Origin of the sequence: Microbacterium stercoris (genome assembly GCF_017592545.1) — a bacterium.
Taxonomy (GTDB): Bacteria; Actinomycetota; Actinomycetes; order Actinomycetales; family Microbacteriaceae; genus Microbacterium; species Microbacterium stercoris.
The window spans coordinates 245,351-271,162 of sequence record NZ_JAGFOA010000005.1 but is presented as its reverse complement, the minus strand read 5'-3'; the positions used below and the strand labels follow the sequence as shown (position 1 = coordinate 271,162).

The 25,812-nt window shown below is 69.1% G+C and carries 24 protein-coding genes, 6 tRNA genes and 1 pseudogene; 7 read left to right on the top strand and 24 right to left on the bottom strand.

Annotated elements, in window-relative coordinates; genetic code table 11:
- Positions 1-102 precede the first annotated feature (102 nt).
- Positions 103-663 carry a type IV toxin-antitoxin system AbiEi family antitoxin gene (locus J5V96_RS13690; RefSeq protein ID WP_208504146.1) on the top strand — a complete coding sequence of 187 codons (561 nt, stop codon included), beginning with the start codon at positions 103-105 and terminating at the stop codon, positions 661-663.
- Here J5V96_RS13690 and J5V96_RS13685 read toward each other — a convergent pair.
- The 9 genes from J5V96_RS13685 to J5V96_RS13645 form a co-directional block, all read right to left on the bottom strand.
- Positions 642-2,891 (bottom strand): RelA/SpoT family protein, encoded by a 2,250-nt coding sequence (locus J5V96_RS13685; RefSeq protein WP_208504148.1) that lies wholly within the window; start codon positions 2,889-2,891, stop codon positions 642-644. The two genes, J5V96_RS13690 and J5V96_RS13685, sit on opposite strands and share 22 nt — an antisense overlap.
- Before the next feature lie 115 nt (positions 2,892-3,006).
- The gene (gene secF, locus J5V96_RS13680; RefSeq protein ID WP_208504150.1) at positions 3,007-3,984 is read right to left on the bottom strand and encodes a protein translocase subunit SecF; all 978 of its coding nucleotides are present in this window, start codon (positions 3,982-3,984) and stop codon (positions 3,007-3,009) included.
- Positions 3,984-5,702, bottom strand: a complete 1,719-nt coding sequence (gene secD / locus J5V96_RS13675; protein ID WP_208504153.1) for a protein translocase subunit SecD — start codon at positions 5,700-5,702, stop codon at positions 3,984-3,986. Before secD ends, secF begins: the two co-directional genes overlap by 1 nt.
- A 44-nt stretch (positions 5,703-5,746) precedes the next feature.
- Positions 5,747-6,220 (bottom strand): preprotein translocase subunit YajC, encoded by a 474-nt coding sequence (locus tag J5V96_RS13670; protein ID WP_208504155.1) that lies wholly within the window; start codon positions 6,218-6,220, stop codon positions 5,747-5,749.
- An 89-nt stretch (positions 6,221-6,309) separates the two neighbouring features.
- Complete coding sequence (gene ruvB, locus J5V96_RS13665; RefSeq protein WP_208504156.1) at positions 6,310-7,335, bottom strand: Holliday junction branch migration DNA helicase RuvB; 1,026 nt, start codon at positions 7,333-7,335, stop codon at positions 6,310-6,312.
- Positions 7,328-7,939: a Holliday junction branch migration protein RuvA gene (ruvA, locus tag J5V96_RS13660; protein ID WP_208504158.1), complete on the bottom strand. Its 612-nt coding sequence runs from the start codon at positions 7,937-7,939 to the stop codon at positions 7,328-7,330. Before ruvA ends, ruvB begins: the two co-directional genes overlap by 8 nt.
- A 27-nt stretch (positions 7,940-7,966) precedes the next feature.
- The gene (gene ruvC / locus J5V96_RS13655) at positions 7,967-8,551 is read right to left on the bottom strand and encodes a crossover junction endodeoxyribonuclease RuvC (RefSeq protein ID WP_307793625.1); all 585 of its coding nucleotides are present in this window, start codon (positions 8,549-8,551) and stop codon (positions 7,967-7,969) included.
- Between the two features lie 49 nt (positions 8,552-8,600).
- The gene (locus tag J5V96_RS13650; RefSeq protein ID WP_208504161.1) at positions 8,601-9,332 is read right to left on the bottom strand and encodes a phosphotransferase; all 732 of its coding nucleotides are present in this window, start codon (positions 9,330-9,332) and stop codon (positions 8,601-8,603) included.
- Between the two features lie 73 nt (positions 9,333-9,405).
- A complete protein-coding gene (locus tag J5V96_RS13645; protein ID WP_208504163.1) occupies positions 9,406-10,167 on the bottom strand; it encodes a YebC/PmpR family DNA-binding transcriptional regulator in 762 nt (253 codons plus the stop codon).
- A gap of 180 nt (positions 10,168-10,347) precedes the next feature.
- Here J5V96_RS13645 and pdxY point away from each other — a divergent pair, with 180 nt between their 5' ends.
- Positions 10,348-11,199, top strand: a complete 852-nt coding sequence (gene pdxY / locus J5V96_RS13640) for a pyridoxal kinase PdxY (RefSeq protein WP_208504164.1) — start codon at positions 10,348-10,350, stop codon at positions 11,197-11,199.
- 74 nt (positions 11,200-11,273) lie between these two features.
- On the opposite strand, the gene pdxT is transcribed toward pdxY, so the two are convergent.
- Positions 11,274-11,879, bottom strand: coding sequence for a pyridoxal 5'-phosphate synthase glutaminase subunit PdxT (gene pdxT, locus J5V96_RS13635; RefSeq protein WP_208504167.1), 606 nt, complete (start codon positions 11,877-11,879; stop codon positions 11,274-11,276).
- Positions 11,879-12,790, bottom strand: a complete 912-nt coding sequence (gene pdxS / locus J5V96_RS13630) for a pyridoxal 5'-phosphate synthase lyase subunit PdxS (RefSeq protein ID WP_208504169.1) — start codon at positions 12,788-12,790, stop codon at positions 11,879-11,881. The genes pdxT and pdxS overlap by 1 nt, the downstream gene beginning before the upstream one ends.
- 101 nt (positions 12,791-12,891) lie before the next feature.
- On the opposite strand from pdxS, the gene J5V96_RS13625 reads away from it, so the two are divergent.
- Positions 12,892-14,226, top strand: a complete 1,335-nt coding sequence (locus J5V96_RS13625) for an aminotransferase class I/II-fold pyridoxal phosphate-dependent enzyme (RefSeq protein WP_208504171.1) — start codon at positions 12,892-12,894, stop codon at positions 14,224-14,226.
- Positions 14,227-14,275: 49 nt separating this feature from the next.
- Here J5V96_RS13625 and J5V96_RS13620 read toward each other — a convergent pair whose 3' ends face one another.
- The 12 genes from J5V96_RS13620 to zapE form a co-directional block, all read right to left on the bottom strand.
- The gene (locus J5V96_RS13620; protein ID WP_208504173.1) at positions 14,276-14,815 is read right to left on the bottom strand and encodes an HIT family protein; all 540 of its coding nucleotides are present in this window, start codon (positions 14,813-14,815) and stop codon (positions 14,276-14,278) included.
- Complete coding sequence (gene thrS, locus J5V96_RS13615; RefSeq protein WP_236014819.1) at positions 14,815-16,764, bottom strand: threonine--tRNA ligase; 1,950 nt, start codon at positions 16,762-16,764, stop codon at positions 14,815-14,817. Before thrS ends, J5V96_RS13620 begins: the two co-directional genes overlap by 1 nt.
- 86 nt (positions 16,765-16,850) lie before the next feature.
- Positions 16,851-17,207 (bottom strand): ankyrin repeat domain-containing protein, encoded by a 357-nt coding sequence (locus J5V96_RS13610; protein WP_208504177.1) that lies wholly within the window; start codon positions 17,205-17,207, stop codon positions 16,851-16,853.
- A 78-nt stretch (positions 17,208-17,285) separates the two neighbouring features.
- A tRNA-Val gene (locus J5V96_RS13605) sits at positions 17,286-17,357 on the bottom strand.
- A 58-nt stretch (positions 17,358-17,415) separates the two neighbouring features.
- Positions 17,416-17,488 (bottom strand) — tRNA-Gly (locus J5V96_RS13600).
- Positions 17,489-17,517: 29 nt separating this feature from the next.
- Positions 17,518-17,589: transfer RNA gene (locus J5V96_RS13595), tRNA-Val, on the bottom strand.
- A gap of 28 nt (positions 17,590-17,617) precedes the next feature.
- Positions 17,618-17,688 (bottom strand) — tRNA-Cys (locus tag J5V96_RS13590).
- 49 nt (positions 17,689-17,737) lie between these two features.
- Positions 17,738-17,810, bottom strand: a tRNA-Gly gene (locus J5V96_RS13585).
- Positions 17,811-17,911: 101 nt separating this feature from the next.
- A tRNA-Val gene (locus J5V96_RS13580) sits at positions 17,912-17,984 on the bottom strand.
- A 96-nt stretch (positions 17,985-18,080) separates the two neighbouring features.
- Entirely contained in the window at positions 18,081-18,689 is a 609-nt protein-coding gene (locus J5V96_RS13575; protein WP_208504179.1) for a type II toxin-antitoxin system PemK/MazF family toxin, read from the bottom strand.
- A gap of 87 nt (positions 18,690-18,776) precedes the next feature.
- Positions 18,777-20,036 (bottom strand): ammonium transporter, encoded by a 1,260-nt coding sequence (locus J5V96_RS13570; protein ID WP_208504181.1) that lies wholly within the window; start codon positions 20,034-20,036, stop codon positions 18,777-18,779.
- A 159-nt stretch (positions 20,037-20,195) separates the two neighbouring features.
- Positions 20,196-21,215: a cell division protein ZapE gene (gene zapE, locus J5V96_RS13565; RefSeq protein WP_208504183.1), complete on the bottom strand. Its 1,020-nt coding sequence runs from the start codon at positions 21,213-21,215 to the stop codon at positions 20,196-20,198.
- A gap of 144 nt (positions 21,216-21,359) precedes the next feature.
- Here zapE and J5V96_RS13560 point away from each other — a divergent pair.
- Together J5V96_RS13560 and J5V96_RS13555 are read left to right on the top strand one after the other, a co-directional pair.
- Positions 21,360-22,236 (top strand): annotated as a pseudogene (locus J5V96_RS13560) (sulfurtransferase).
- Between the two features lie 34 nt (positions 22,237-22,270).
- Complete coding sequence (locus J5V96_RS13555) at positions 22,271-22,723, top strand: SufE family protein (protein WP_208500199.1); 453 nt, start codon at positions 22,271-22,273, stop codon at positions 22,721-22,723.
- A 38-nt stretch (positions 22,724-22,761) separates the two neighbouring features.
- Here J5V96_RS13555 and J5V96_RS13550 read toward each other — a convergent pair whose 3' ends face one another.
- Complete coding sequence (locus J5V96_RS13550; RefSeq protein ID WP_208500198.1) at positions 22,762-23,982, bottom strand: alpha/beta hydrolase; 1,221 nt, start codon at positions 23,980-23,982, stop codon at positions 22,762-22,764.
- Positions 23,983-24,007: 25 nt separating this feature from the next.
- On the opposite strand from J5V96_RS13550, the gene J5V96_RS13545 reads away from it, so the two are divergent.
- Positions 24,008-24,589, top strand: coding sequence for a DUF3000 domain-containing protein (locus J5V96_RS13545; protein ID WP_208500197.1), 582 nt, complete (start codon positions 24,008-24,010; stop codon positions 24,587-24,589).
- Entirely contained in the window at positions 24,582-25,784 is a 1,203-nt protein-coding gene (locus J5V96_RS13540; RefSeq protein ID WP_208500196.1) for an HRDC domain-containing protein, read from the top strand. Before J5V96_RS13545 ends, J5V96_RS13540 begins: the two co-directional genes overlap by 8 nt.
- The last annotated feature ends 28 nt before the right edge of the window (positions 25,785-25,812 follow it).

Here is a 25,812-nt window from a genome sequence, read left to right as displayed (position 1 = left end):
CTGAAGGCCATCGGCGGCTGACGCGCCGAGCCCGAGGGGCGCGCGGATCCGGTTATCCACACCGGACCGCGCGCCCCTCTTCTTTGCGTGCACGCTGGAGTCATGCCCCTTGTGCACTTCCCGCATGAGCTCTTCTCCCCCGCCGAGCTCTCTGCCGCGCGCCTCGACGGCGAGCTGACGCTCGTGGGCGAGGCCTATGCCTCCACCGCCGGCCTCGAGACGTCGGAGATCCGCGCGGCGAGCATGCGTCTCATCCTCGGCGAACGACTCGCCGCGATCGGGATGAGTGCGGCGTGGGTGCACGGCGCCGTCGGTCTTCCGCCTGCCGTCCACCACGTGCAGCGCGGCCGTGCGGGAGTCGCGCGTCCCGTCCGACACGACGTGCGTTTCCGAGACACCCCGCTCGCCGATGAGGACACGGTGGTGATCGGCGGTGTGCGCGTGGCGTCGCCAGCGCGGACGCTCGTGGAGCTCGCGAGGGAGGCCTCCGATCCGGAGATCGCGACGGTGGCGGCGCGCCTGGCGACTTCCGGTCTGATCGATGATGCGCTGCGCTGGCTGCGCGCGCACCGGCGGTTCCCGGGCCGCCAGCCCGCCATGGCCTATCTCGCCGGCTTGCGGTCAGCGGCGCGCGCGCCGGGTCAGGACGAGGTCACACGATAGACGTCGTAGACCCCGTCGATGCGGCGCACGGCGTTCAGCACACGATCGAGATGCACGGCGTCGCCCATCTCGAACACGAAACGACTGAGCGCCAGGCGCTCCTTGGTGGTCGAGACCGTGGCGGAGAGGATGTTCACGTGATGCTCGCTGAGCACGCGCGTCACATCGGAGAGCAGACCGGATCGATCCAGCGCCTCGACCTGGATCTGCACCAGGAAGACGCTCTTCGCCGTGGGCGCCCACGACACCTCGATCATGCGCTCCGGATCGTTCTTGAGCTGCGCGACATTGGTGCAGTCGGAGCGATGGACGGACACGCCGCTGCCGCGCGTGATGAAGCCGACGATGGTGTCGCCCGGCACCGGGGTGCAGCACTTCGCGAGCTTCACGAGGATGTCGTCGGCGCCGCGCACGAGCACCCCCGCATCGCCGCTGCGCGGAGCACGCTGGCTCACGGTCGGAGGAAGCTCCACCTGAGCGGTCGTGGGCTCCTCGGTGGCGTGAATGACCGCCGTGACCTTCTCGAGCACGTGCTGCGACGAGATGTGTCCCTCGCCCACCGCGGCGTACAGCGCCGACACGTCCTCGTAGTGCATGAGGTCGGCGACCTCCTGCAGGTTGTCCTTCAGACGCTGGATCGGAAGGTGGTGCCGGCGCATGGCGCGGACAATGGCGTCCTTGCCCTGCTCGATCGCCTCCTCGCGCCGCTCCTTCGTGAACCAGCCGCGGATCTTGTTTCGGGCGCGCGTGCTCTTGACGAAGGTCAGCCAATCCTGACTGGGGCTCGCGTCGGGGTTCTTCGATGTGAAGACCTCGACGACATCGCCCGAGTTCAGACGCGTCTCCAGGGGCACGAGGCGACCATTGACCTTGGCACCCATCGTGCGGTGACCGATCTCCGTGTGCACCGCGTAGGCGAAGTCGACGGGGGTCGCCCCCGAGGGCAGCCCGATGACGCGCCCCTTGGGAGTGAAGACGTACACGTCCTTCGCGCCGATCTCGAAACGCAGCGAGTCGAGGAACTCGCCCGGATCCTTCGTCTCCGACTCCCAGTCGGAGATGCGCGCCAGCCACGCCATGTCGGTGTCGATGGACTTCGGGTCATCGACCGGCTTCCCGCCGGCCATGCGCTCCTTGTACTTCCAGTGCGCCGCGACACCGAACTCCGCCTGCTGGTGCATCTCCTGCGTGCGGATCTGGATCTCGACGGTGCGCCCGCCGGGGCCGATCACGGTCGTGTGCAGCGAGCGGTAGAGATTGAACTTCGGCGTGGCGATGTAGTCCTTGAACCGGCCCGGCAGCGGACGCCAGCGAGCGTGGATCGAACCGAGCACCGCGTAGCAGTCGCGCACGGTGCCGACGATCACGCGGATGCCGATCAGATCGTAGATGTCGTCGAACTCCTTACCGCGGACGATCATCTTCTGGTACACGGAGTACAGCTGCTTCGGGCGACCGGCCACCGAGCCGCGGATGCGCAGTTCGTGGAGGTCGCGATTCACGTCGTCGATGACGGAGTGCACGTACTGCTCACGCTGGGGCGTGCGCTGCTTCACGAGGCTGTCGATCTCGTTGTAGATCTTCGGATGCAGCACGGCGAACGACAGATCCTCGAGCTCGGACTTGATCGCCTGGATACCGAGGCGGTGCGCGAGCGGCGCGTAGATCTCGAGGGTCTCGGTCGCCTTCTTCGCCGCCTTCTCGCTCGGCACGAAGCCCCACGTACGGGCGTTGTGCAGGCGGTCGGCGAGCTTGATGACGAGGACACGGACGTCCTTCGACATCGCGACGATCATCTTGCGGACCGTCTCGGCCTGCGCACTCTCGCCGTACTTGACCTTGTCGAGCTTCGTGACGCCGTCCACGAGCAGCGCTACCTCATCGCCGAACTCGGCACGCAGCTCGTCGAGCGGATAGCCGGTGTCCTCGACCGTGTCGTGCAGCAGCGCCGCCGCGATGGCGCGAGGGCCGAGGCCGAGATCCGCGAGGATCTGCGCCACGGCCAGCGGGTGCGTGATGTACGGCTCGCCGCTCTGGCGCTTCTGACCGCGGTGCTTTTCATCGGCGACCGCGTAGGCCTTCTCGATGATGGCCATGTCGCCGCGCGGGTGATTGGCGCGCACCGTGTTGATCAGGCGCGTGAGGTCGGCGTGGCGGGAGGCGCGCGAGAAGATGCGAGGCACCAGCCGGCGAAGGCTGGGTGCCTGGGACGTCACCGAATCGGCCATGTCCTGACCCCTCCCACGATCTCGCCCCCGTGAGGAGGGCAATGCGATTCTACGCCGCGGCGCGGGACCCCCAGGTCAGCGGCCGCCGCGCCGCGACTGCTCATCAGGTAGCCGTTCAGGCGGCTGCACGCGCGGAGAGCACACGCTCGTCCGCCAGCCGGATGGCCGGCTCGTTCTCGCGGAAGAGCGAGTAGAGCGGTGCCGCCACGAACAGCGTGGAATACGTCGCCACGATGATGCCGACGAAGATCGACAGCGAGATGTCCGACAGCGTCTCGGCGCCCAGCACGAAGGATCCGATGAAGAGGATCGCCGCGACCGGAAGGGCGGCCACGATCGACGTGTTGATGGAGCGCACAAGCGTCTGGTTCACCGCGAGGTTGACCGACTCGCCGAACGTGCGACTCGTCACCTCGGCATCCTCGGAGGTGTTCTCCCGGATCTTGTCGAACACGACGGTCGTGTCGTAGAGCGAGTAGGCGAGGATCGTGAGGAATCCGATCACCGCCGCCGGCGAGATCTCGAAGCCGCAGAGGGCGTAGATGCCCACCGTCACCACCAGCACGTCCAGCAGGCCGATGATGGCAGCGGCCGACATCTTCCACGTGCGGAAGTAGATCGCGAGGATCAGGAATGTCAGCGCCAGGAAGATCGCAAGACCCCACAGCGACTGGCGCGTGACGTCCTGACCCCAGGTGGGTCCGATGAACGAGGCGGTGATCTCCTCGTCCGCGACGTCGTAGGCCTCGGCCAGCGCCCGCGTGACGTCGTGCGTCTGCGCGTCATCCAGCTGCGACGTCTGAACGCGAATGTCGCGCTCGCTGATGGTCGTCACCTTGGCGGTCGTGCCCGGCACGGCCTCCTCGACGGCCCGCGTCGCAAGCGCCTGGTCGGTCGACGCCGGTGCGGAGACCAGGAACTGCGAGCCTCCGGTGAACTCGATCGAGAACTCGACGCCGCGCAGCAGCGGCGCGATCGCCGAGAGCACCACGAGCACGATCGCGACGATGAACCAGCTGCGACGCCGGCCGACGAACGGGAAGGAGGCCTTGCCCGTGTAGAGGTCGTTGCCGAACTCGGTCATGGAGCGCATCAGGCGTTCTCCTCCTCGGCGCGCGAGGCGCCCTTGTCCGACGCGTTCTGCGCGGCCGCCTCGGCGGCCTTCCGCTCGGCGATGGTCTGTCGGCGCTCGGCCTCGCCACGCGAACGCTGAGCGCGGCCGCCCGAAGCGACGGGCGTGCGGAACGACGAGCGAGCCGTGTACACCGAGCCCAGCGCCTTCGGGTCGAGGCCCGACAGCGGGTGGCCGTTGCCGAAGAACGGAGTGCGCACCAGCAGCTGCATTACGGGGTGGGTGAAGATCACGAAGATCAGCACGTCCAGCACGGTCGTGAGCCCCAGCGTGAACGCGAAGCCCTTCACGGTGGCGTCGGCGAGGATGTACAGCACGACGGCGGCCAGGATGTTGATCGACTTCGAGATGTAGATCGTGCGCTTCGCGCGACTCCAGCCGTCCTCAACGGCGGCGATGATGCCCTTGCCGTCGCGCAGCTCATCTCGGATGCGTTCGAAGTACACGATGAACGAATCCGCAGTGAAGCCGATCGTGACGATCAGGCCCGCGACGCCAGCCAGCGACAGGCGGTAGCCGAGTCGCCAGGACAGCAGGCAGAGCAGGATGTAGGTCAGCACGCCCATCACGACGAGCGACGCGATGATCACGAAGCCGAGCGCTCGGTACGAGATGAGGACGACGTAGAGCGCGACCAGTGCGAGGCCGATGAGACCGGCGATCAGACCGCTCTGCAGCTGCTGCGAGCCGAGCGTGGCCGAGATGGTGTCGGACGAGACGACCTCGAAGCTGAGGGGAAGGGCGCCGAACTTGAGCTGATCGGCGAGCAGCTTCGACGTCTCCTGGTCGATGCCCTGGCCGGAGATCGAGGGACGACCGTCGGTGATGATCGCGTCCATCGACGGGGCCGAGATGATCTTGCCGTCCAGGACGAACGCGAACTGGTTCATCGGCGACTGCGCGCCGTAGAGCCGCTGCGAGATCTCGCCGAACGTCTTCGTGCCCTCCGCGTCGAAGCGGAGGTTGACGCTCCAGGTGCCGCGCTGGGGGTCCATGCCGTTGGTGGCGTCGTCGACCGAGGAGCCGTCCATCTCCACGGGGCCCAGGATGTACTTCGCGCTGTTGTCGACGTCGCACGTGATCAGCGGCTGATCGGCCGGCGCCGACGAGGGGTCATTCGCCTCGTCGTCGCAGTTATAGGCGTTGAACTGCGCCCAGAGCTTGTCGGTCACCCACGCCGGGTCGGAGCCGTTGGAGGGCTCGGCCGTCGGCACGGCGTTCAGCGACTCCTCCGGCGTCGGGTACGGCGTCTCCTCGCCGTCCTCGCCGACGAACGTGTTGGTCGGCGCCGAGGCGTAGATCACCGCTCGGAGCTCGAGCTGCGCGCTGCGCTGGATGCGCTCGCGAGTGGCCTCGTCGGCGTTTCCGGGGATCTGGACGACGATGTTCTTGCCGCCCTGCGTCGAGATCTCCGACTCGCCGACGCCGGAGGCGTCGACGCGCTGCCGGATGATCGCCACGGCCTGAGTCATCTGCTCCGCTGACGGCTCGCCGTTGTCGGTCTGCGCCTCGAGGATGATCTGGGTGCCGCCCTGAAGGTCGAGCGCGAGCTCGGGAACCCAGGTGCCGCCCTTGACGACGTGCACGCCGAGCGCGTTCACGCCGAACAGCACAGCGGTGAGGACCAGCAGGCCGGTCAGAACGCGCCAGGCACGGCGCGCAGGAGTCGATGTCGCCACGGGCGGCTCAGCTTTCTGCTGCGGGAGACGGAGGGACGGAAGGCTCAGGCCTTCTTGTCGTCGCCCTTGTCGTCGCCGAGGTCGATCTCGGGAAGCTTGTACTCGGGGACGCCGTACGCCTCGGGCTTGCCGTCGGCGGCGACGGCGGGAGCCTCCGCAGCCTCCTCGGAGGCCTTGGCGGCCTCGACCTCGGTGACGGGCTCCTCATCGACGTCGTCCGCTTCGGCAGCGTCATCCTCGACCACGGTGTCCGGCGCGATGTCGACGACCTGCGAGTGCAGCTCGATGACGACGCCCGGAGCGATCTCGACCTTGGCCGGCTTCGAGAGGTCGTCCTTGTCGAACTCGACGAGCGTGCCGAACAGACCGCTGCGCGTCATCACGCGGGCGCCGGGCACCATCTGCTGGGCCTTCAGCTCCGCGGCCTCCTTCTGCTTCGCACGCGTGCGGCGGGAGTTGAAGAACATCCAGCCGATGAGCACGACGAAGACGACGAGAAGAAGGAGATTCGGATCCATGGGGCTGTGAGCCTTTCGAGGGCGCGCGCCGGCGTCGGCGCGAAGCGGGGTTTTTCGGCGGATACCGCCAGACCTTCAGTGAGTATAGGTCATCGGAAATCGAGCGCCCCGTCAGCCAGCGGCACGCCGAGGTGGGCGTACGCCTCCGGCGTGGCGACACGTCCACGCGGCGTCCTTGCCATGAATCCGATGCGCACCAGGTAGGGCTCCACAACGCTCTCGACGGTGTCGGGCTCCTCACCCACCGTCACCGCGAGGGTGGACAGGCCGACCGGGCCGCCGCGGAAGCGCTTGACCAGAGCGTCGAGCACGGCGCGGTCGAGCCGATCGAGGCCGATGCCGTCGACGTCGTACAGCTCCAGTGCCGCCCGCACCTCGGCGATGTCGGCGGCGGCACCGCCCGCATGGACGAGCGCGTAGTCACGCACCCGTCGCAGCAGCCGGTTGGCGATGCGGGGTGTGCCACGCGAGCGACGCGCGATCTCCGCTTTCTGCTGATCCCCCAGCGCGACTCCGAGCACCGACGCCGAGCGCCCGACAACGCGTTCGAGCTCCGCGGGCTCGTAGTACTCGAGATGCGCCGTGAATCCGAAGCGATCCCGCAGCGGGTTCGGCAGCATGCCGGATCGCGTCGTGGCTCCCACGAGCGTGAAGGGCGCGAGATCGAGAGGGATACTGGTCGCCCCGGCGCCCTTGCCGACCATGATGTCGATGCGGAAGTCCTCCATCGCGAGATAGAGCATCTCCTCGGCGGAGCGCGCCATCCGATGGATCTCGTCGATGAACAGCACCTCGCCCGGCGTCAGGCTCGATAGGAGCGCCGCGAGATCACCCGCATGCTGAATCGCGGGACCGCTCGACATACGCAGGGGGCGCTCGCTCTCGTGCGCCACGATCATCGCGAGTGTCGTCTTGCCCAGACCAGGAGGGCCCGCGAGCAGGATGTGGTCGGCCGGACGCTGCTGGATGCGCGCCGCGTCGAGCAGCAGCTGCAACTGGCCGCGCACCTTCTGCTGACCGACGAACTCCGCAAGCGACACGGGGCGCAGGGCGCCCTCGATCGCGAGCTCGGCATCATCCACCGGCCGCGGCGTGGTGATCTCGTCCTCAGCCACGCGCTGCCTGCTTCGCGGGGCCGAGCAGCGCGAGCGTCAGACGCAGCAGGGCCTGGACCGACGCGCGGTCGGCGTCGGAAGCCGCCTCCGCGGCCTGTGCGACCGCCTCGCCGGCGACGCGCTCGGGCCAGCCGAGACCGGCCACCGCCTGCACCACACTCGCCGCCACATCGGGCGCCGCCTTCGTGGCGACCGCCGGGGCGGGCGGGGCGAGCTTGCCCTGCAGCTGCAGCACGATGAGCTTGGCCGTCTTGGGTCCGATGCCCGACACCTTGCGGAAGGGCGCGTCGTCCTCTTCGGCGACCGCGGCGGCGATCTGATCGACCGTCAGGCCCGACAGCACGCCGAGCGCCGACTTGGGTCCCACCCCTGAGACCCCAAGAAGCACGATGAACACCTCGAGTTCCTCGCGCTCGAGGAAACCGAACAGCGACAGCGCGTCCTCGCGGACGATGAGATTCGTGTGCAGCGCGAGGGTCTCGCCGGGCCGCGCGGTGCGCGCGACGTCGGGGGGCACCGCCACGGAGAAGCCGACTCCCCCGACCTCGACGACGACGCTGTCAGCTGCGGCATGCAGCACGGTGCCGCGCAGGGAGGAGATCATGCCCACAGCCTACGCGGCGGTTCGCACCTATGTTCGAGCGACACGCTTCGTCCGCGAGCGCTTCTCCGCCTCGGCCCACGCGCGCTGAGCGGGGGTGAGCGAGGTGTCCGCCACGTGCGCCTGGGCGGAGACTCCCCCGCCCCAGGCGTGGCACAGCGCCAACGCGAGTGCGTCCGCGGCGTCGGCGGGCTGAGGGAGAGCATCGAGGCGCAGCACGCGCTGGATCATGGTCTGCACCTGCAGCTTGTCGGCCGCGCCATAGCCGGTGACCGCGGCTTTGACCTCGCTCGGCGTGTGGGTCGCCGCCGGGATCCCACGCTCTGCCGCGAGCATCAGCGCGACGCCGCTGGCCTGCGCCGTGCCGGTGACCGAATGCAGGTTGTGCTGAGCGAACACCCGCTCGACCGCCACGACGTGCGGCTGCGTGAGGTCGAGCACCTCCCGGATCCCACGTGCGATCGTGGCGAGTCGCTCGGCGATCGGCGAGTCCGCCGCCGAGCGCACCACGCCCACATGCACCAGGGTCGCCGTGCGGTTGCGCGCGACATCGACCACCCCGACGCCGCACCGGGTCAGACCGGGGTCGATGCCGAGGACGCGCAGAGTGCTCACTTCGCCAGCGTAGGCGCACCTCACGCGAGCGGGCGGCAGCCCCGCCGGCTCATGCGATCGCCTGGCGCATCCGGGCGGCATCACGCCGGTACATCGCCGCGTGCGCGGTGAAGTCGGCGCGTCCCGTGGCCGCAGCACGGTCCTCCGTGAAGGCGGCCAGCTCCTCCACCCGGTCGGCCGCGGCGGTCCGCACCTCGTCGACCGACCACTCGGCCCCGTACGCCGCGATCAACGCGCGCACCCGCTCTTCCGGCGAGCCGTGGCGATCCGGATCCGCGCCCGTGGCGTCGCCCACCCAGGGGGCGATCCGGTACGCCAGATAGGCGAGGTCGCGGATCCGCGGCCCCGGTGAGGCGAAGTCGAAGTCGATCGCAGCGACGGATCCGTCCGGGGCGAGCACGAGGTTGTACGTCGCGAAGTCGTTGTGGCAGATCACCTCAGCGGGCTCGCTCCGCGGCGCTCGCCACTCGAGCTCGAGGTCGACGAGGGTGACGCTCGCGTCGTGGATCCGCCGCAGCAGGGCGGCGGCATCGCGCATCACCCGCCGATCCCACAGCGCATCCGTGCCGACGAGCACCTCCCCGGGTAGGAAGCTCAGGATCTCGCGCCCGATCGAGTCGAGGCCGAGCACACGAGGCACGCCATCGACGCCCGCGGCCTCACACGCGCGCAGCAGTTCATGCACCGCCGGCGTCCATCGCCCGCTCTCACGACGGACGGTGTCTCCGATCCGGACCACCGGCGTCACGTTGCCGCCCGCAAGCACCTCTTCGTCCTGCACGCGACCACGGTACCGGGAATGCGACGGCGCCCCACCCGGAGACCGGATGGGGCGCCGCGAGGCGTGAGTCGACTTACTCGTCGTCGGCCTCGAGCTCGGCCCGCACCTCGGGCGTCAGGTCGATGTTCGTGAAGACGTTCTGCACGTCATCGCTGTCCTCGAGGGCATCGATCAGCTTGAATACCTTGCGCGCGGTGTCGGCGTCGGCGGGGACCTTCACATTCGCGACGAACTCGGCATCGGCGGACTCGTACTCGATGCCGGCGTCCTTGAGAGCGGAACGCACCGCGACCAGGTCGCTCGCCGGGGTGACGATCTCGAAGCCCTGCGGGTGCGGCTCCACCTCGTCGGCTCCGGCCTCGAGGGCGGCCATCATCACGTCGTCTTCGTCGACGCCCTCGCCCGACACGACGATGACGCCCTTGCGCTCGAAGTTGAACGAGACCGACCCCGGGTCTGCCATGTTGCCGCCGTTGCGGGTGACCGCCGTGCGCACTTCGGCGGCCGCACGGTTCTTGTTGTCGGTCAGACACTCGATGAGCATGGCGACGCCGCCGGGCGCGTAGCACTCGTACATGATCGTCGTGTAATCGACGGCCTCGCCGCCGATGCCGGCGCCGCGCTTGATGGCGCGGTCGATGTTGTCCTTGGGAACCGAGGTCTTCTTCGCCTTGAGAACGGCGTCGAACAGTGTCGGGTTGCCCGCCTCATCCGGACCGCCGATGCGCGCCGCAACCTCGATGTTCTTGATCAGCTTCGCCCACGACTTGGCACGACGGGCGTCGATGACCGCCTTCTTGTGCTTGGTCGTCGCCCACTTGGAATGACCTGACATGACTCTCCCGCTCCGATATCCGTGGTCCCTGCGCGCTTCCGCACGGTCGAGGACCTCGAACCAGTCTAAGAGGATCACCGCGATCCGCGCCGCAGGGCCCGTGGCGCATCGCGGCGCCCGGTTGCGTCGAGGAGACGATCCCTGCGGGAGCACGGCCCCCGGGAGTGGGAGGATCAGAGCATGAAGATCCTCTCGATCCAGTCGGCGGTCGCGTACGGACACGTCGGCAACTCGGCGGCGGTGTTCCCGCTGCAGCGCATCGGCGTCGAGGTGCTGCCCGTGTACACGGTCAACTTCTCGAACCACACGGGCTACGGCGCCTGGCGCGGCCCCCTCATCGCCCCCGACGATGTGCGCGAGGTCCTCACCGGCATCGAGGAGCGGGGCGCGTTCCCGCAGATCGATGCAGTGCTCTCCGGTTATCAGGGCGGCGTCGGCATCGCGGACGTCATCGTCGATGCCGTCGCGCGGGTGAAGGCCGCGAACCCCAACGCGCTGTACGCGTGCGATCCGGTGATGGGCAACGCCAAGTCGGGCTGCTTCGTCGCCCCGGAGATCCCCGTGCTGCTGCGAGACAAGGTCGTGCCGGTGGCGGACATCATCACTCCCAACCAGTTCGAGCTCGGCTACCTGACGGACACCGAGCCCGGCGACCTCCCCTCGACGCTGGCGTCGGTGGACCGCGCGCACGAGATGGGTCCGCGCACGGTGCTCGTCACGAGCGTCGAGCGTCCGGACAACGCCGACGGCACGCTCGAGATGCTCGCCGCGGACGACAAAGGCGCCTGGCTCATCGCCACACCCCGTCTGCCCTTCAAGGCCAACGGTTCGGGCGACGTCACCGCCGCGCTGTTCACCGCGCACTACACCGCGACGGGCTCGGCCGCCGAGGCCCTCGCGCGCACGGCGTCGAGCGTCTTCGGTCTGCTCGAGCAGACTCTCGCCTCGGGTGAGCGCGAGCTGCAGCTGGTCGAGTCGCAGCAGCACTACGCACACCCGCGGATGGAGTTCGAGGTGCGCCAGGTTCGCTGACCGGATCCTCCAGAAGGTATGAGAAACGGCGACTCTGAGTGATCAGAGCCGCCGTTTCTCATACCTCTGCGCGTCTATGCCGCCCGCGTCGTGGCGCGGGCGGAGATCCGGTCCAGCAGCATCCGGTGGAAGCGCAGCTCCCCCGTGACCTCCGGATGGAACGCGGTGCCGATCAGATTGCCCTGTGCGACCGCGACCACCCGGCCGTCGGGCAGCGCCGCGAGCACCCGGGCCAGCGGGCCGACCTCCTCGACGAGCGGTGCCCGGATGAACGCGGCGTGCACCGGCGCGCCCTCGAGCTCCGCAGAGACGAGGTCGGTCTCGAAGGACTCCACCTGACCGCCGAACGCGTTGCGGCGCACGGTGACGTCAAGTCCCCCGAACGTCTCCTGGCCGTCGATCGCGCCGATGATCCGATCCGCGAGCAGGATCAGTCCCGCGCACGTTCCATAGACCGGAAGCCCGGCGGCGATCGCCTCACGGATCGGAACCTGCATCCCGAAGGCGCGAGAGAGCTTGTCGATCACGCTGGACTCGCCGCCCGGGATCACGAGACCGTCGACGGACGAGAGCTCTTCCGGGCGACGGACAAGCACCGCCTCGGCACCGAGCTCCCGGAGCGCGTTCACGTGCTCGCGCACGTCACCTTGCAGCGCGAGAACGCCGACGCGGGGGCTCATCACCAGCCGCGCTCCGCGAGACGGTGCGGCGCCGGGAGGTCGGAGACGTTGATGCCGACCATCGCCTCGCCGAGCCCGCGCGACACCTCGGCGATGACCTTCGCGTCGTCGTGGAAGGTGGTGGCCTTCACGATGGCGGCCGCCCGCTTGGCCGGGTCGCCCGACTTGAAGATGCCCGAGCCGACGAACACACCATCGGCCCCCAGCTGCATCATCATCGCCGCATCGGCAGGTGTGGCCACGCCGCCCGCGGTGAAAAGCACCACCGGCAGCTTGCCCGTCTCGGCGATCTCCGCGACGAGGTCGTACGGCGCCTGCAGCTCCTTGGCCGCCACGTAGAGCTCGTCTCGGGTCATCGAGCGCAGCAGGTTGATCTCCGAGGTGATCTTGCGGATGTGCTTCGTGGCCTCCGAGACGTCACCTGTGCCCGCCTCGCCCTTCGAGCGGATCATCGCGGCCCCCTCGTTGATGCGGCGCAGGGCCTCACCGAGGTTCGTGGCGCCGCAGACGAAGGGCACGGTGAACTTCTGCTTGTCGATGTGGTTGACGTAGTCGGCGGGCGAGAGCACCTCGGACTCGTCGATGTAGTCGACGCCGAGCTCCTGCAGAACCTGCGCCTCGACGAAGTGGCCAATGCGCGCCTTCGCCATGACGGGGATGGAGACGGCCTGGATGATGCCGTCGATCATGTCAGGGTCGCTCATCCGCGAGACGCCACCCTCGGCGCGGATGTCGGCGGGCACACGCTCGAGGGCCATGACCGCGACGGCGCCGGCGTCTTCGGCGATCCGCGCCTGCTCGGGAGTGACGACGTCCATGATCACCCCGCCCTTCATCATGTCGGCGAGTCCGCGCTTGATGCGGCTCCCCCCGAAGGCGGCGTCGGTCGTCGAGGTGGTGGCGTCGGTCACGCGATGCTCCTGAGGTCTGGCCCGTCTGGGCGGGCTTTTGGCATAGGTCGAAGTTCGACCTATGCCAAAAAGTATCACGGTGCGCCAGTAGGCTCGACACGATGGACGACGTCGTGAGCAGCATCGAAGGTCGCACCGCCGCCGAGATCGCCGGCAGCGTGCGCGCGCTGCTCGAGCGCGGCGCGCTGCAGCCCGGCGACTCCCTTCCGCCCGTGCGCGCGCTCGCCGAGCGCCTCGGCGTCAACCGCAACACCGCCGTCGCGGCGTACGGTCTCCTCAGTCGCTCCGGCCTCGTCGTCGCGGGAGGCCGGGCGGGCACCCGCATCGCGCATCCCGAGCCGGTCGCGCAGGAGGGCTTCAGTCACGCGGATCCGGATCCGTCGCGCCGGCTGCGAGATGTCGGCGCGGGCAATCCGGATCCCGCCTGGATCCCGGATCCTTCTGCCTACCTCGGTGCGCTCGCAGGTCGTCCGGTGCTCTACGGGGAGCCCGTGATCGATCCGGATCTCGAGGCCGACGCCCTCGCGTGGATGCGCGCAGATGCCGCGCCTGCCGAACTGCGCCTCACGCTCACCAGCGGCGCCGTCGACGCCGTCGAGCGCCTTCTCGCCCAGGCGCTGACCCGCGACGACGCCATCGCTCTCGAAGACCCCTGCTGGCTGGCCAACATCCACACCGTCCGGCTCGCCGGCTACCGCGCCGTTCCGGTGCCCGTCGACGCCGAGGGCATGACCGTGGACGGCCTGCGAGCGGCCCTCGCGCAGGGCGTGCGCGCCGTGATCTGCACACCCCGCGCACAGAACCCCACCGGCCATGGCCTGTCGGATACCCGTGCCGCCCAGCTGCGCGCCGTGCTCGCCGATCATCCGTACGTGCTCGTCATCGAGGACGACCACTTCTCGCTGCTCTCTCAGCAGCCGTTCCGCTCGATCGTCGGGCCGGACCACCGACGCTGGGCGCTCGTGCGGTCGGTGTCGAAGTTCCTCGGTCCCGACATGTGCCTCGCCGTCACCGCATCGGATCCGCACACCGCCGAGCGTCTCGCACTTCGCCTGAGCTCGGGCACCACCTGGGTCAGCCACCTGCTGCAGCGCCTCGCGCACGCGATCCTCGCGGATCCGAACGCGCAGGACCTCATCAGCCGCGCCGGCGCGCACTACGCCGCCCGCAACGCGGCCTTCGCCGAGCTGCTCTCGGCGCACGACATCTCCACGCGAGTGGCCGATGGGCTCAGCGTGTGGGTTCCCGTCGAGGCGCCCGCCCCCCTCGTCGCGGCCGAGCTGCGCCGACGCGGGTGGCTCGTGCGCACGGGCGACGAGTTCTATCTCGACTCCCCCGCCGAACCGCACCTGCGGCTCACGGTCCACGACCTCACGGACGCGGAGTCCGTGACCCTCGTCACCGACCTCGCCGCATCGATCGCCGCGGCTCGCTGACGCGAGCGGATTCGTCGTGCGTCGGGTCCGCCCCGTCAAGCCCGTGTGATCAGGCGGGCCAGGCGTCCGCGATCGCCCGGCGCACATCACCGAGCAGCTGAGGCAGCGCCTTCGTCTTCGCGATGATCGGGAAGAAGTTCGCATCGCTCGCCCAGCGCGGCACGATGTGCTGGTGCAGGTGCTCTTCGACGCCGGCCCCGGCCACGTGGCCCTGGTTCATGCCGATATTGAAGCCGTCGCAGCGTGAGACCTCACGCAGCACGCGCATCGCGGTCTGCGTGAGCGCGGTGATCTCCCCGGCCTCCTCCGCCGTCGCCTCGTCGTACATGCCGACGTGGCGGTAAGGGCACACCAGCAGGTGTCCGGAGTTGTATGGGAAGAGGTTGAGCAGCACAAACGCGGTCTTGCCGCGATGCACGATCAGCGCCGACTCGTCATCCCGGCCCGGCGCGGCGCAGAAGGGACAGCCTGCCCCCCGGTTCACGTCGGCGCCGGCGGTGATGTACGCCATGCGGTGCGGCGTCCACAGTCGCTGGAACTCGTCGGGGACGGCGGCGAACTCCGCCGCCCCTTCGAGTTCGGCGGACATCAGGCGAGGTCCTCGGAGGTCTGGATCAGGGCCTTCGACGACACCGCGCCGGTCAGCAGCTCGATCGCCTCGGCGATGGGCACGCCGTTGCGCTGCGAGCCGTCGCGGAAGCGGAACGACACGGTTCCCGCGGATCGATCCTGGTCACCGGCGATGAGGATGACAGGCACCTTCGACGTGGTGTGCGTGCGGATCTTCTTCTGCATGCGGTCGTCGGAGCGATCGAGCTCGGCGCGCACGTCGGCCTGACGCAGCTGCTCGATGACGCCGTCGAGGTAGTCGGCGAACTCATCGGCCACGGGCACGCCGACGACCTGCACGGGCGCGAGCCACAGCGGGAAGTCACCCGCGTAGTGCTCGAGCAGGATCGCGAAGAAGCGCTCGATGGATCCGAACAGCGCGCGGTGGATCATGATCGGACGCTGCTTCGAGCCGTCGCGGTCGGTGAACTCAAGTTCGAAGCGCTCGGGCAGGTTGAAGTCGAGCTGCACCGTCGAGAGCTGCCACGAGCGGCCGATCGCATCGGTGACCTTGAGGTCGATCTTCGGACCGTAGAACGCGGCCTCTCCGGGCTCCTCGATCAGCTCGAGGCCCGTCGCGAGCGCCACACGACGCAGCGCATCGGTCGCCGTCGCCCAGACCTCCTCCTCGCCGATCCACTTCGACTTCTCGTCGTCGCGCATCGAGAGCTCGAGACGGAAGTCGGTGAGGCCGAAGTCCTTCAGCAGCGACAGCACGAACTCGAGCACCTTGGTCGTCTCGGCCTCGAGCTGGTCGGGCGTGACGAACAGGTGGGCGTCGTCCTGCGTGAAGCCGCGCACACGGGTGAGGCCATGCAGCGCACCCGAGAGCTCGTTGCGATAGACGGTGCCGTTCTCCGCGAGGCGCAGCGGTAGGTCTCGGTAGCTGCGGGCGCGCTCCTTGTAGATCAGGATGTGCATCGGGCAGTTCATCGGCTTCAGGTAGTAGTCGACACCCTGCTTGGTGACGTTGCCCTCGTCGTCGCGCTCCTCGTCCATGCGGATCGGCGGCCAGATGCCGTCGGCGTAGGTGACGAGGTGGTTCGAGGTCACGAAGAGATCCTTCTTCGTGATGTGCGGCGTGTAGACGTAGCTGTACCCGGCCTGGATGTGGCGCTTGCGGTGGTGCTGCTCCATCTCACCACGGACGATGCCGCCCTTGGGGTGCCATACCGAGAGACCGGATCCTATCTCCTCGGGGAACGAGAACAGGTCGAGCTCGCGGCCGAGCTTGCGGTGATCGCGGCGCGCGGCCTCGGCGAGGCGCTCCTGGTAGGCGCGCAGCTCGTCCTTGGTCGGCCAGGCGGTGCCGTAGATGCGCTGCAGCTGCGGATTCTTCTCGCTGCCGCGCCAGTAGGCGCCGGCGACGCGGACGATGTCCCAGCCGTTGCCGACCATGCGCGTCGAGGGCACGTGGGGGCCGCGGCAGAGGTCCTTCCACGCGGTCTCACCGGTGCGGCCATCGATGTTGTCGTAGATCGTCAGCTCGCCCTCGCCGACCTCGACGCCGGCACCCTCGGCGGCTTCCTTCTTGCCGCCCTTGAGGCCGATGAGCTCGAGCTTGAACGGCTCGTCCGCGAGCTCGACGCGCGCCTCGTCGTCGGTGACGACACGGCGACGGAAGCGCTGCGCGTCCTTGACGATGCGCTGCATCTCCTTCTTGATCGCCTTCAGGTCATCCGGCGTGAAGGGATCGTCGACGCCGAAGTCGTAATAGAAGCCGTCGGTGATGAAGGGACCGATGCCGAGCTTCGCCGAGGGACGCAGCTTCTGCACGGCCTGCGCCAGCACGTGCGCCGTGGAGTGGCGCAGGATGTTGAGGCCGTCCTGGCTGTCGATGGTGACCGGCTCCGTCGTCTGCACCGGGGTCCCGTTCGAATCCGTCGTGACCTCCGCTGCGAGGTCCTTCAGCTCACCGTCGACGCGCATGGCGACGACGTTCTTCTCGGGGTACAGGTCAAAACCGGTGGTCACCCGATCAGTCTAGTTCGGCGGATCGGGCGTCGCCGTCCGCGTCAGGCCTCCGGCAGCGGGCGACCGAACATCTCGGCGGTGGCGCGTGCAGAGGGGTTGCCGGCCTCGGCATCCGCGCCGGCGGCGAGAAGAGCGCTGATCACCGCGTCATGCTGCTTGAAGACGGCACCCGCGAGCGGCGACTGACCGCGCCCGCTCAGGCGGTTCACGTCGGCTCCGCGCTCGGCCAGCCCGGCCACCAGCTCGGCGTGCCCGTGGTACGCGGCGAGCATCAGGAGGGTGCTCCCCTGCTGGTCGGCGAGATCCGGATCCGTCCCCGCGTCGACGGCCTCGAGAAGTGCGGCGGTCTCACCCAGGCGGGCGAAGTCGAACAGCTGGTCTGCGGTGGGCTCGATCATGGGACCAGTCAAGCATCATCGGGGCTCGCGGGCGCAGACGACGAAGGCCCGGCAACCGCCGGGGCCTTCGTGATCCTGTGCGCGATACTGGGATCGAACCAGTGACCTCTTCCGTGTCAGGGAAGCGCGCTACCGCTGCGCCAATCGCGCTCATGTCGAGCAGGGGGTGAACGACGAAGCCCGGCCGGAGCCGGGCTTCGATCTTCGGAGCGGATGACGAGACTCGAACTCGCGACCCTAACCTTGGCAAGGTTATGCGCTACCAACTGCGCTACATCCGCATGAGACGTCTCCCGGAGGATCCATCTCGTGCGCGATACTGGGATCGAACCAGTGACCTCTTCCGTGTCAGGGAAGCGCGCTACCGCTGCGCCAATCGCGCTCATCTCGAGCTGTGTTCAGTTTTCGCGAGGTGGCGACGGGATTCGAACCCGTGTAAACGGCTTTGCAGGCCGGTGCCTAGCCACTCGGCCACGCCACCACGGGGTTGGGACCCGCATGCCGAGAGCCTGACGGCTGCTCAACACTCGAGCGGATGACGAGACTCGAACTCGCGACCCTAACCTTGGCAAGGTTATGCGCTACCAACTGCGCTACATCCGCGTGTCCTGGATCGCTCCAGGCACTTGTTACACATTAGCCGACTTCGTCGACCCTTCCAAACCCCCACGCCCATTCGGGCGTGTCCGATCTGGACTGTGCAGTGGGCGATGCCGGACTCGAACCGACGACCTCTTCCGTGTGAAGGAAGCGCGCTACCAACTGCGCCAATCGCCCAAGCTGTTCACTTTTCAGACCCTTGCGGGCCGAGATACAACACTACCCGACTCGGCACGGCACGGCGAACCGGACGACCACACCGGGCGTGGCGCGTCACCGGCCCGCGGTCCACCCGTAGCGGCGCTGCAGGGCGGAGGCCACGCGGGCGAAGCGATCGAGATCCAGCGAGGCTGCCTCGCGGCGCATCCCGTCGGCATGCACGCTGTACAGCTGGTCGAGGTCGACCCACGACTCGCGGCCCGCGCTGTCCCAGTCCCCGCGGCCGATCGACAGGTACTCGCGGTCGCCGTCATGCGACCTGCTGGTCAGCTTGACGGCATAGAGGCGTCGCCCGCTCTGCCTCGCCACGATCAGCACAGGACGGTCCTTGCCCCGCCCGTCGTTCTCGGCGTAGGGCACCCACGTCCAGACGATCTCGCCGGCATCGGGATCGCCGTCCATCGACGGGGCGTACTCGAGGCGCAGATCACGGACGTCATCCGGCCGCACCTCCACGGTCAGGATGCTCTCCGGAACCGGGGCACGCGAAGCATCGTCATCGCGGTTCGCCGGACGAGGCGACGGCGTCGATCCCCTACCGCCGCGCGAGCCGCTCGATCCGGTGCCGCCGGGCCTCGCCTGCCCCGAAGGACGGCGCGTGGCGGTCTCCACCGCACCGAGCACGAGCTTCGCGAACGCGCCGAGGATTCCCTTCCCTGCCATGCCCCCGAGCCTAGGGGAACGCGCCAGAGGGCACCCCGGGCGGGATGCGCGGGGTGCCCTCTGAGCTGTCTGCGGTGCGCGACGGCGTCAGTCGGCCAGGGTGTAGCCGACCTCGCCGTGCAGCACGGTGTCGATTCCGGCGAGCTCGTCCTCGTTCTTCACGCGGAAGCCGATGGTCTTCTCGACCGCGAATCCGATCACGAGCGCCAGGACGAAGGAGTACACCAGCACCGAGACCGCGGCGATCGCCTGCACGATCAGCTGTGCGAAGCCGCCGCCCATGAACAGGCCCGTGCCGTTGGCGAAGAAGCCGAGGTACAGCGTTCCGATCAGACCGCCGACGAGGTGGATGCCGACCACGTCGAGCGAGTCGTCGAAGCCGAGCTTCCACTTCAGTTCGATCGCGAAGGCGCAGACGATGCCGGCGATGAACCCGAGCAGAAGCGCCCAGACCGGGTGGAGCGAGGCGCAGGCGGGGGTGATGGCGACGAGGCCCGCGACGGCGCCCGAGGCGGCGCCCACCGAGGTCGCCTTGCCATCCTTGAACTTCTCGACGATCAGCCAGCCGAGCAGGGCCGCAGCGGGAGCGCCGATCGTGTTGACGAAGGCGAGCGCTGCCGTGTTGTCGGCGGCGAGCTCCGAGCCGGCGTTGAAGCCGAACCAGCCGAACCAGAGCAGGCCGGCGCCGAGCAGGACGAACGGCGGGTTGTGCGGGACGTGCACGCCCTTCTGGAAGCCGACGCGCTTGCCGAGCACCAGCGCGAGGGCCAGGGCGGCGGCACCGGCGTTGATGTGCACCGCCGTGCCACCGGCGAAGTCGATGGCGCCGACGCCGAAGACATCCTGCAGACCATGCGTGATCCAGCCGCCGTAGGCGAACGATCCGTCCTCGGCGAGGCCGAAGTTGAAGACCCAGCTCGCGACCGGGAAGTAGACGATCGTGGCCCACAGACCGGCGAAGACGAGCCACGCGCCGAACTTGGCGCGATCCGCGATGGCGCCCGAGATCAGGGCGACGGTGAGGATCGCGAACGTGGCCTGGAACGCGACGAAGGCCAGCGGCGGGAACGCTGCACCCTCAGGCGCCTCGAGCAGGCTGGTCAGGCCGAGCGCCGAGAAGTCGATCGCGAACGGTGCGATCGTGCCCTCGGCGGCCGGGAACGCGACGGCGTAGCCGTACAGCACCCAGAGGACGCCGATGAGGCCCATCGCGCCGAAGCTGAGCATCATCATCGAGATGACGCTCTTCGCCTTGACGAGACCGCCGTAGAAGAACGCCAGGCCAGGCGTCATGAGCAGCACGAGTGCTGCTGCGATGAGCATGAATGCTGTGTTGCCTTGATCCATGATCGCGGGAACCTCTCTGCTGGGACGCAGGTGGAGCGTCGGGTGAGCCCCAGTGTTCTCGCGATCCGTTTCACAGACGGTTCAGAGGATGTTTCCCCTCGGTTACGCATCGGCCGGTGTGTGAACATCCCGTTTCCGGATGCTCACAACCGAACCGGATCACGCGTGGGTGGATGCGACCAGGCGCGAGATCGCGCGCAGGTACTTCTTGCGATAGCCCCCCGCGAGCATCTGCTCGCTGAACACCTGGTCGAGGGCGAATCCGGTCGCTCGGATCGGCAGCTGCGCGTCGTAAACGCGGTCGACGAACGCCACGAAGCGCAGCGCCTCCGACTGGTCCGTCAGCTGGCGCACATCGCGCAGTCCGATCGCGTCGATGCCGTCGATGAGACGGATGTAGCGCGACGGGTGCACGTGCGCCAGGTGGGCGATGAGGCCGTCGAACGTGTCGTCGCTGGCGGTGCCGAGGCCCGCGAGCTCCCGCTCGTACTCGGCCGGATCCAGCACGGGAGCGTGACCGTCGAACGAGCGCTGACGGAAATCGACGCCGTCGATCCGGATCGTCTCGAACGAGTCGGCCATCGCGTGGATCTCGCGCAGGAAGTCCTGGGCCGCGAAGCGCCCCTCTCCCAGCGCGTTGGGCGGCGTGTTGCTGGTGGCGGCCAGCCGGGTGCCCGACGCGACCAGCTCGCCGAGCAGTCGCGTCATCACCATGGTGTCGCCCGGGTCGTCCAGCTCGAACTCGTCGATGCAGAGCAGCGCGGATCCGCGCAGCAGGTCGACCGTCTGCTTGTAGCCGAGCGCGCCGACCAGCGCGGTGTACTCGATGAAGGAGCCGAAGTACTTCCGGCGAGCGGGGACCGCGTGGAAGATCGCCGCGAGCAGGTGCGTCTTGCCGACGCCGAAGCCGCCGTCGAGGTACACACCCGGCTTCATCTCGGGCTCCTTCGGCCGCCGCGAGAAGAACCCGCCGCGCTTGGCCGGCGGCGCCCCGACCGCGAACGTGACGAGCTGCTGCTTGGCCTCCTCCTGCGACGGGAAGTCCGGGTCCGAGCGGTAGGACTCGAAGGTGGCCTCGTCGAACTGCGGCGGCGGCACAAGACTCGCGAGCATCTGCTCGCCGCTGAGCTGCGGCTGACGCTCGGTGAGATGGACGATGCCGGCCGGGGCGGAGGTCATGGACGCAGGTTTCCGATCGTTACGCGTGAAGCGGATCCCCGGAGCCGAGCCGCGCAGACGCGCCTACGCTCGATCCGGGAGGCATCAAGCCTAATTGCGCCCAGCTGGGCGTGCCCGCCATCACCCGATCGCCAGGAGGAACCCGTGAGCGTCGATCTCGATCCGTCTCCCGAATTCGCCGACTTCGCTGAACCCGGCCGTCTTGTCTCGACCGCCTGGGTGGAGCAGCACCTCGGTGCCCCGGGCCTCGTGATCGTCGAGTCCGACGAGGACGTGCTGCTCTACGAGACCGGCCACATCCCCGGCGCCGTGAAGGTCGACTGGCACACCGAGCTCAACGACCCGGTCGTGCGCGACTACGTCGACGGCGAGGGCTTTGCGAAGCTCATGAGCGCCAAGGGCATCTCGCGCGACGACACGGTCGTGATCTACGGCGACAAGAACAACTGGTGGGCCGCCTATGCGCTGTGGGTGTTCTCGCTGTTCGGCCACGAGGACGTGCGTCTGATCGACGGCGGGCGCGATCGGTGGATCTCGGAGGGACGAGCGCTCACGACCGACCCCGCCGGGGGGGGGGCCCGCCCCGAACCCCCCGGCGGGGGCCCCGGGAGGGGGGTGGGCCCCCCCCCCCACCCCGCTCAGGGCGGGGCGCGGGCGGGTGTCGTCCGCGGCCCCCCCCACCTCCGCCCCCGCGTACCCCGAGGAGGGCGCCCTGCGGGCCGGGCACATCCCCACCGCCCACAGCGTTCCGTGGGCCCGCGCCGTCGGCGAGAACGGCGGGTTCAAGTCGCGCGCCGAGCTCGAGACGATCTACCGCGACGAGGTCGGGCTGCAGGATGGCGACGACATCGTGGCCTACTGCCGCATCGGCGAGCGCTCGGCGCACACGTGGTTCGTGCTGAAGCACCTGCTCGGCTTCGAGAACGTGCGCAACTACGACGGGTCCTGGACCGAGTGGGGCTCTGCCGTGCGCGTGCCGATCGTCACCGGCGCCGAGCCGGGTGAGGTCCCCGCCCGCTGACCCGCCGTTCGCAGCGTGGTGGGAGGATGGACAGATGACCGCTGACGTCCTCCCCGCCGCGCTCGCGGAGATCCGCGAGGAGTTCCTCGAGCTCGACGAACCCGAGCGCCTGCAGCTGCTGCTCGAGTTCTCGCGCGAGCTGCCGGAGATCCCGTCCGCGTACGCCGATCACCCCGAACTGACCGAGCGCGTCGCCGAGTGCCAGTCGCCCGTCTTCATCGTGCTCGAGGTGGACGGCGCATCCGCCGACAGCATCGTCACGATGCACGCCACGGCCCCGGCCGAGGCACCCACCACCCGCGGCTTCGCCAGCATCCTCGCTCAGGGGATCTCCGGCCTCACGGCGCGGGAGGTCCTCGCGATCCCCGCGGACTTCCCGCAGTCGCTGGGACTCACGCGTGCGGTGTCGCCTCTGCGCATCGCCGGCATGACCGGCATGCTCATGCGCGCGAAGCGCCAGGTGCAGGCGCGCATCGACGCGCGCTGATCGACGCGCGTTGATCAACGCGGATCGGCGAAGCCGCCTCAGCGGCCGAAGCCGTGCGAGATGAGCCAGTCCCGGATCGCCGTCGTCCAGCGCGTCTCGTCGTAGTTCCACAGCTTCGTGTGGCGCGCCACGGCGAACGTCTCCAGCTGCACGATGTCGGGACGCGCCGATGCGAGCGCGTGCGAGGCGTCGGAGGGCACGAACCCGTCGTCGTCGCTGTGCAGGATCAGGATGGGCGCCGTCAGCTCGTCGGCACGCGCCACCATGTCCAGCTCGTCGAATGGGATGCGCACTCCCCCGCGCACCACCCGAGCTGTCCACTCTCTCTCGAGCATGCCGATCGCCGCGTGCGATGCGAAAGCGGGGACGCCGAGCCCGCGCCGGTGGAAATCGAGGACGAGCCGCCAGTCGACCACCGGGGATTCGAGCAGGATGCCGGCGATGCGCTCGCGCTGCTCGGAGCGCACGGCCGTCTGCAGCGCGACGGCACCGCCCATCGACCAGCCCATGAGGAGCACGCGCTCTGCGCCACGCGCGCGCGTCCACGAGATCGCCGCGTCGACATCGCGCCACTCCGTCACGCCCAGCCCGTAGCGACCAGTGCGGCTGTCGGGCGCCTCGCCGTCGTTGCGGTACGAGACCACGAGCGAAGAGATCCCGAGCGCGTGCAGCACGGGGACGGCGCGAAGCGTCTCGGAGCGAGTGGTTCCGCGCCCGTGCACGAGCACCGCCCAGGTGTCGCCGCGTCCGGCATCGAACGCCCACGCCGGTGCGAGGCCGACCGGCGTGTCGATGAGCTCCTCGTGGAAGGGCAGGTGGAGCTGATCCGGCTCGTCGAAGTACCAGCCGCTGAACGATGCGTGCGGCCCGACACGCGTCGGCTCGTCGATGTGGCTGAGCAGCTTGCGCGTCACGGTCGCGTCATCCTGCGCGAGCACGGCACCGAGCTTCACGTAGCCCGCGCCGTTGGTGAAGATGCCGTAGCGCCCGGGCAGCGACGTGTCGAGCGTGCGGCTGAGCGTGATGGTCTGCGCGGCGCGATCGATGCCGAGGATCTCGGTGTCGGCGCTGCGCGGAGCCGGGGTCACGATGCTGCGCGCCACGCCCGCGATGCGCACTGCCAGGGTCGCAGCGGCGCCCGCGAACAGCACGCTCAGGCCGATGGTGGACGCGAGAGCGGCGCCCCGGGTGCCGCGAGGCCCACCCACATCCGATCGTGATGCGACGGCAGGGGAAGCGGCGCGCCTGAGGTGCTTCATGACCCCTCCACTCTAATCTGACACCGTGAGTGCAGGAGGAGGCGCGGCAGACGCGTTCGCCGCCGCTGCGGAGCAGCTTCGAGCAGCGACCTTCCGCAGCGATTTCGTCGTGCGCGAGATCCCGTCCCCCGCGGGGGTGGCGCCGTTCAGTCTCGCCTTGGCGGGCGATGTGCGCCCGACGGAGCATGGCGACTCGCCCTACGGGACGGGCCGGTTCATCCTGCTGCACGATCCGACCGAACCCGACGCCTGGGGCGGCGCATGGCGCGTGATCGCGTTCGCGCAGGCTCCTCTCGAACCGGAGATCGGCACGGATCCGCTGCTCGCCGACGTCACGTGGTCGTGGCTCACCGACGCGCTCGACTCGCGAGGCGCCGCGTACCACTCGGCGTCCGGCACGGCCACGAAGATCCTGTCCAAGGGGTTCGGCGCGCTCGCCGACGAGGGTGACGGCGCCCAGATCGAGCTGCGGGCATCCTGGACACCCGACGGCCCGTTCGACGCGCACCTGGATGCGTGGGCCGAACTCGTATGCATGCTGGCGGGGCTCCCGCCGGGGTCCGAGGGCATCGCCGTCCTCGGAGAGCGGAGGAACGCGAATGGCTGAGGCCGCCCAGTACACCGTCATCGACACCGCCGAGGGGCTGGCTGCCGCCTGCGCGGCCCTGGCCGCCGGCTCGGGGCCCGTGGCCGTCGACGTGGAGCGCGCCTCCGGCTTCCGCTACTCGCAGCGGGCATACCTCGTGCAGGTGAACCGGCGTGACGCCGGCGTCTTCCTCTTCGACCCGCCGGCGCTGAAGGACCTCTCCCCTCTCCAGGCCGCCATCGGAGACGTCGAATGGGTGCTGCACGCGGCAAGCCAGGACCTCCCGTCGCTGCGCGAGCTCGATCTGCTGCCGCCGGAGATCTTTGACACGGAGCTCGCCGCACGGCTGCTCGGCTGGGAGCGTGTGGGCCTTGCCGCGGTCGTCGAGGCGACGATCGGCGTCGTCCTCAAAAAGGAGCACTCCGCGGCCGACTGGTCCACGCGCCCGCTGCCGCAGGCCTGGCTGGAGTATGCCGCTCTGGATGTCGAACACCTCATCGATGTGCGGGACGAACTCGTGCTCGCGCTCGAAGAGGCGGGTAAGTCCGAGTTCGCCGCGCAGGAGTTCGAGGCCACGCGCATCCGGGAGCAGAAGCCGCCGCGCACCGACCCGTGGCGCCGGCTCAGCGGCCTGCACACCCTGCGCGGTCGTCGCAACCTCGCCATCGCGCGCCAGCTCTGGCTGGCCCGCGAGGAGTACGCGATGCAGCAGGATGTCTCGCCCGGACGCCTGGTGCCGGATCGCGCGCTCGTCGCCGCGATCGCCGCGGCCCCCGCTTCGAAGAGCGAGCTCGCATCGCTCAAGGACTTCAACGGCCGCGCCAGCCGCTCTCAGCTCGACCGGTGGTGGAACGCGATCGTCGCGGGTCGCGAGAGCGCCGATCTGCCGCAGGAGCGCGTGCCCAGCGACACGCTTCCCCCGCCGCGCGCCTGGGTCGACCGCAACCCCGAGGCCGACGCGCGCCTGAAGCAGGCGCGCCCGGCGGTCGAGGAGCGTGCCGAGCAGCTGCACATGCCCACCGAGAACCTGCTCACACCGGAGATGCTGCGCCGCGTGGCGTGGGCGCCTCCGGCTCCCGCCGACGCGCTCTCCATCGGCGAGGCCCTCCGCGGGCTCGGCGCCCGCGAATGGCAGATCGAGCAGACCGCACAACTTATCGCCGATGCGTTTGTACGTTCCGTGCAGGCGGGTGACGAGGGCCCCGAACCCGCTTAGTCGATCCCGGCCAACCGGTTCCTCGGGT

Excerpts from the sequence above, each read along its gene's own strand:
- secF (WP_208504150.1), bottom strand. The coding sequence starts at position 3,984 with ATGCGCTCCATGACCGAGTTCGGCAACGACCTCTACACGGGCAAGGCC.
- J5V96_RS13550 (WP_208500198.1), bottom strand. The coding sequence starts at position 23,982 with ATGAAGCACCTCAGGCGCGCCGCTTCCCCTGCCGTCGCATCACGATCG.
- ruvA (WP_208504158.1), bottom strand. The coding sequence starts at position 7,939 with ATGATCTCCTCCCTGCGCGGCACCGTGCTGCATGCCGCAGCTGACAGC.
- pdxT (WP_208504167.1), bottom strand. The coding sequence starts at position 11,879 with ATGAGCCCCCGCGTCGGCGTTCTCGCGCTGCAAGGTGACGTGCGCGAG.
- J5V96_RS13685 (WP_208504148.1), bottom strand. The coding sequence starts at position 2,891 with ATGGCCGATTCGGTGACGTCCCAGGCACCCAGCCTTCGCCGGCTGGTG.
- J5V96_RS13540 (WP_208500196.1), top strand. The coding sequence starts at position 24,582 with ATGGCTGAGGCCGCCCAGTACACCGTCATCGACACCGCCGAGGGGCTG.
- J5V96_RS13610 (WP_208504177.1), bottom strand. The coding sequence starts at position 17,207 with ATGATCGAGCCCACCGCAGACCAGCTGTTCGACTTCGCCCGCCTGGGT.
- J5V96_RS13690 (WP_208504146.1), top strand. The coding sequence starts at position 103 with ATGCCCCTTGTGCACTTCCCGCATGAGCTCTTCTCCCCCGCCGAGCTC.
- J5V96_RS13575 (WP_208504179.1), bottom strand. The coding sequence starts at position 18,689 with ATGGCAGGGAAGGGAATCCTCGGCGCGTTCGCGAAGCTCGTGCTCGGT.
- J5V96_RS13645 (WP_208504163.1), bottom strand. The coding sequence starts at position 10,167 with ATGTCAGGTCATTCCAAGTGGGCGACGACCAAGCACAAGAAGGCGGTC.
- pdxY (WP_208504164.1), top strand. The coding sequence starts at position 10,348 with ATGAAGATCCTCTCGATCCAGTCGGCGGTCGCGTACGGACACGTCGGC.
- zapE (WP_208504183.1), bottom strand. The coding sequence starts at position 21,215 with ATGACCTCCGCCCCGGCCGGCATCGTCCATCTCACCGAGCGTCAGCCG.
- J5V96_RS13620 (WP_208504173.1), bottom strand. The coding sequence starts at position 14,815 with ATGTCCGCCGAACTCGAAGGGGCGGCGGAGTTCGCCGCCGTCCCCGAC.
- J5V96_RS13555 (WP_208500199.1), top strand. The coding sequence starts at position 22,271 with ATGACCGCTGACGTCCTCCCCGCCGCGCTCGCGGAGATCCGCGAGGAG.
- J5V96_RS13670 (WP_208504155.1), bottom strand. The coding sequence starts at position 6,220 with ATGGATCCGAATCTCCTTCTTCTCGTCGTCTTCGTCGTGCTCATCGGC.
- J5V96_RS13570 (WP_208504181.1), bottom strand. The coding sequence starts at position 20,036 with ATGGATCAAGGCAACACAGCATTCATGCTCATCGCAGCAGCACTCGTG.
- J5V96_RS13625 (WP_208504171.1), top strand. The coding sequence starts at position 12,892 with ATGGACGACGTCGTGAGCAGCATCGAAGGTCGCACCGCCGCCGAGATC.
- thrS (WP_236014819.1), bottom strand. The coding sequence starts at position 16,764 with ATGCGCGTCGACGGTGAGCTGAAGGACCTCGCAGCGGAGGTCACGACG.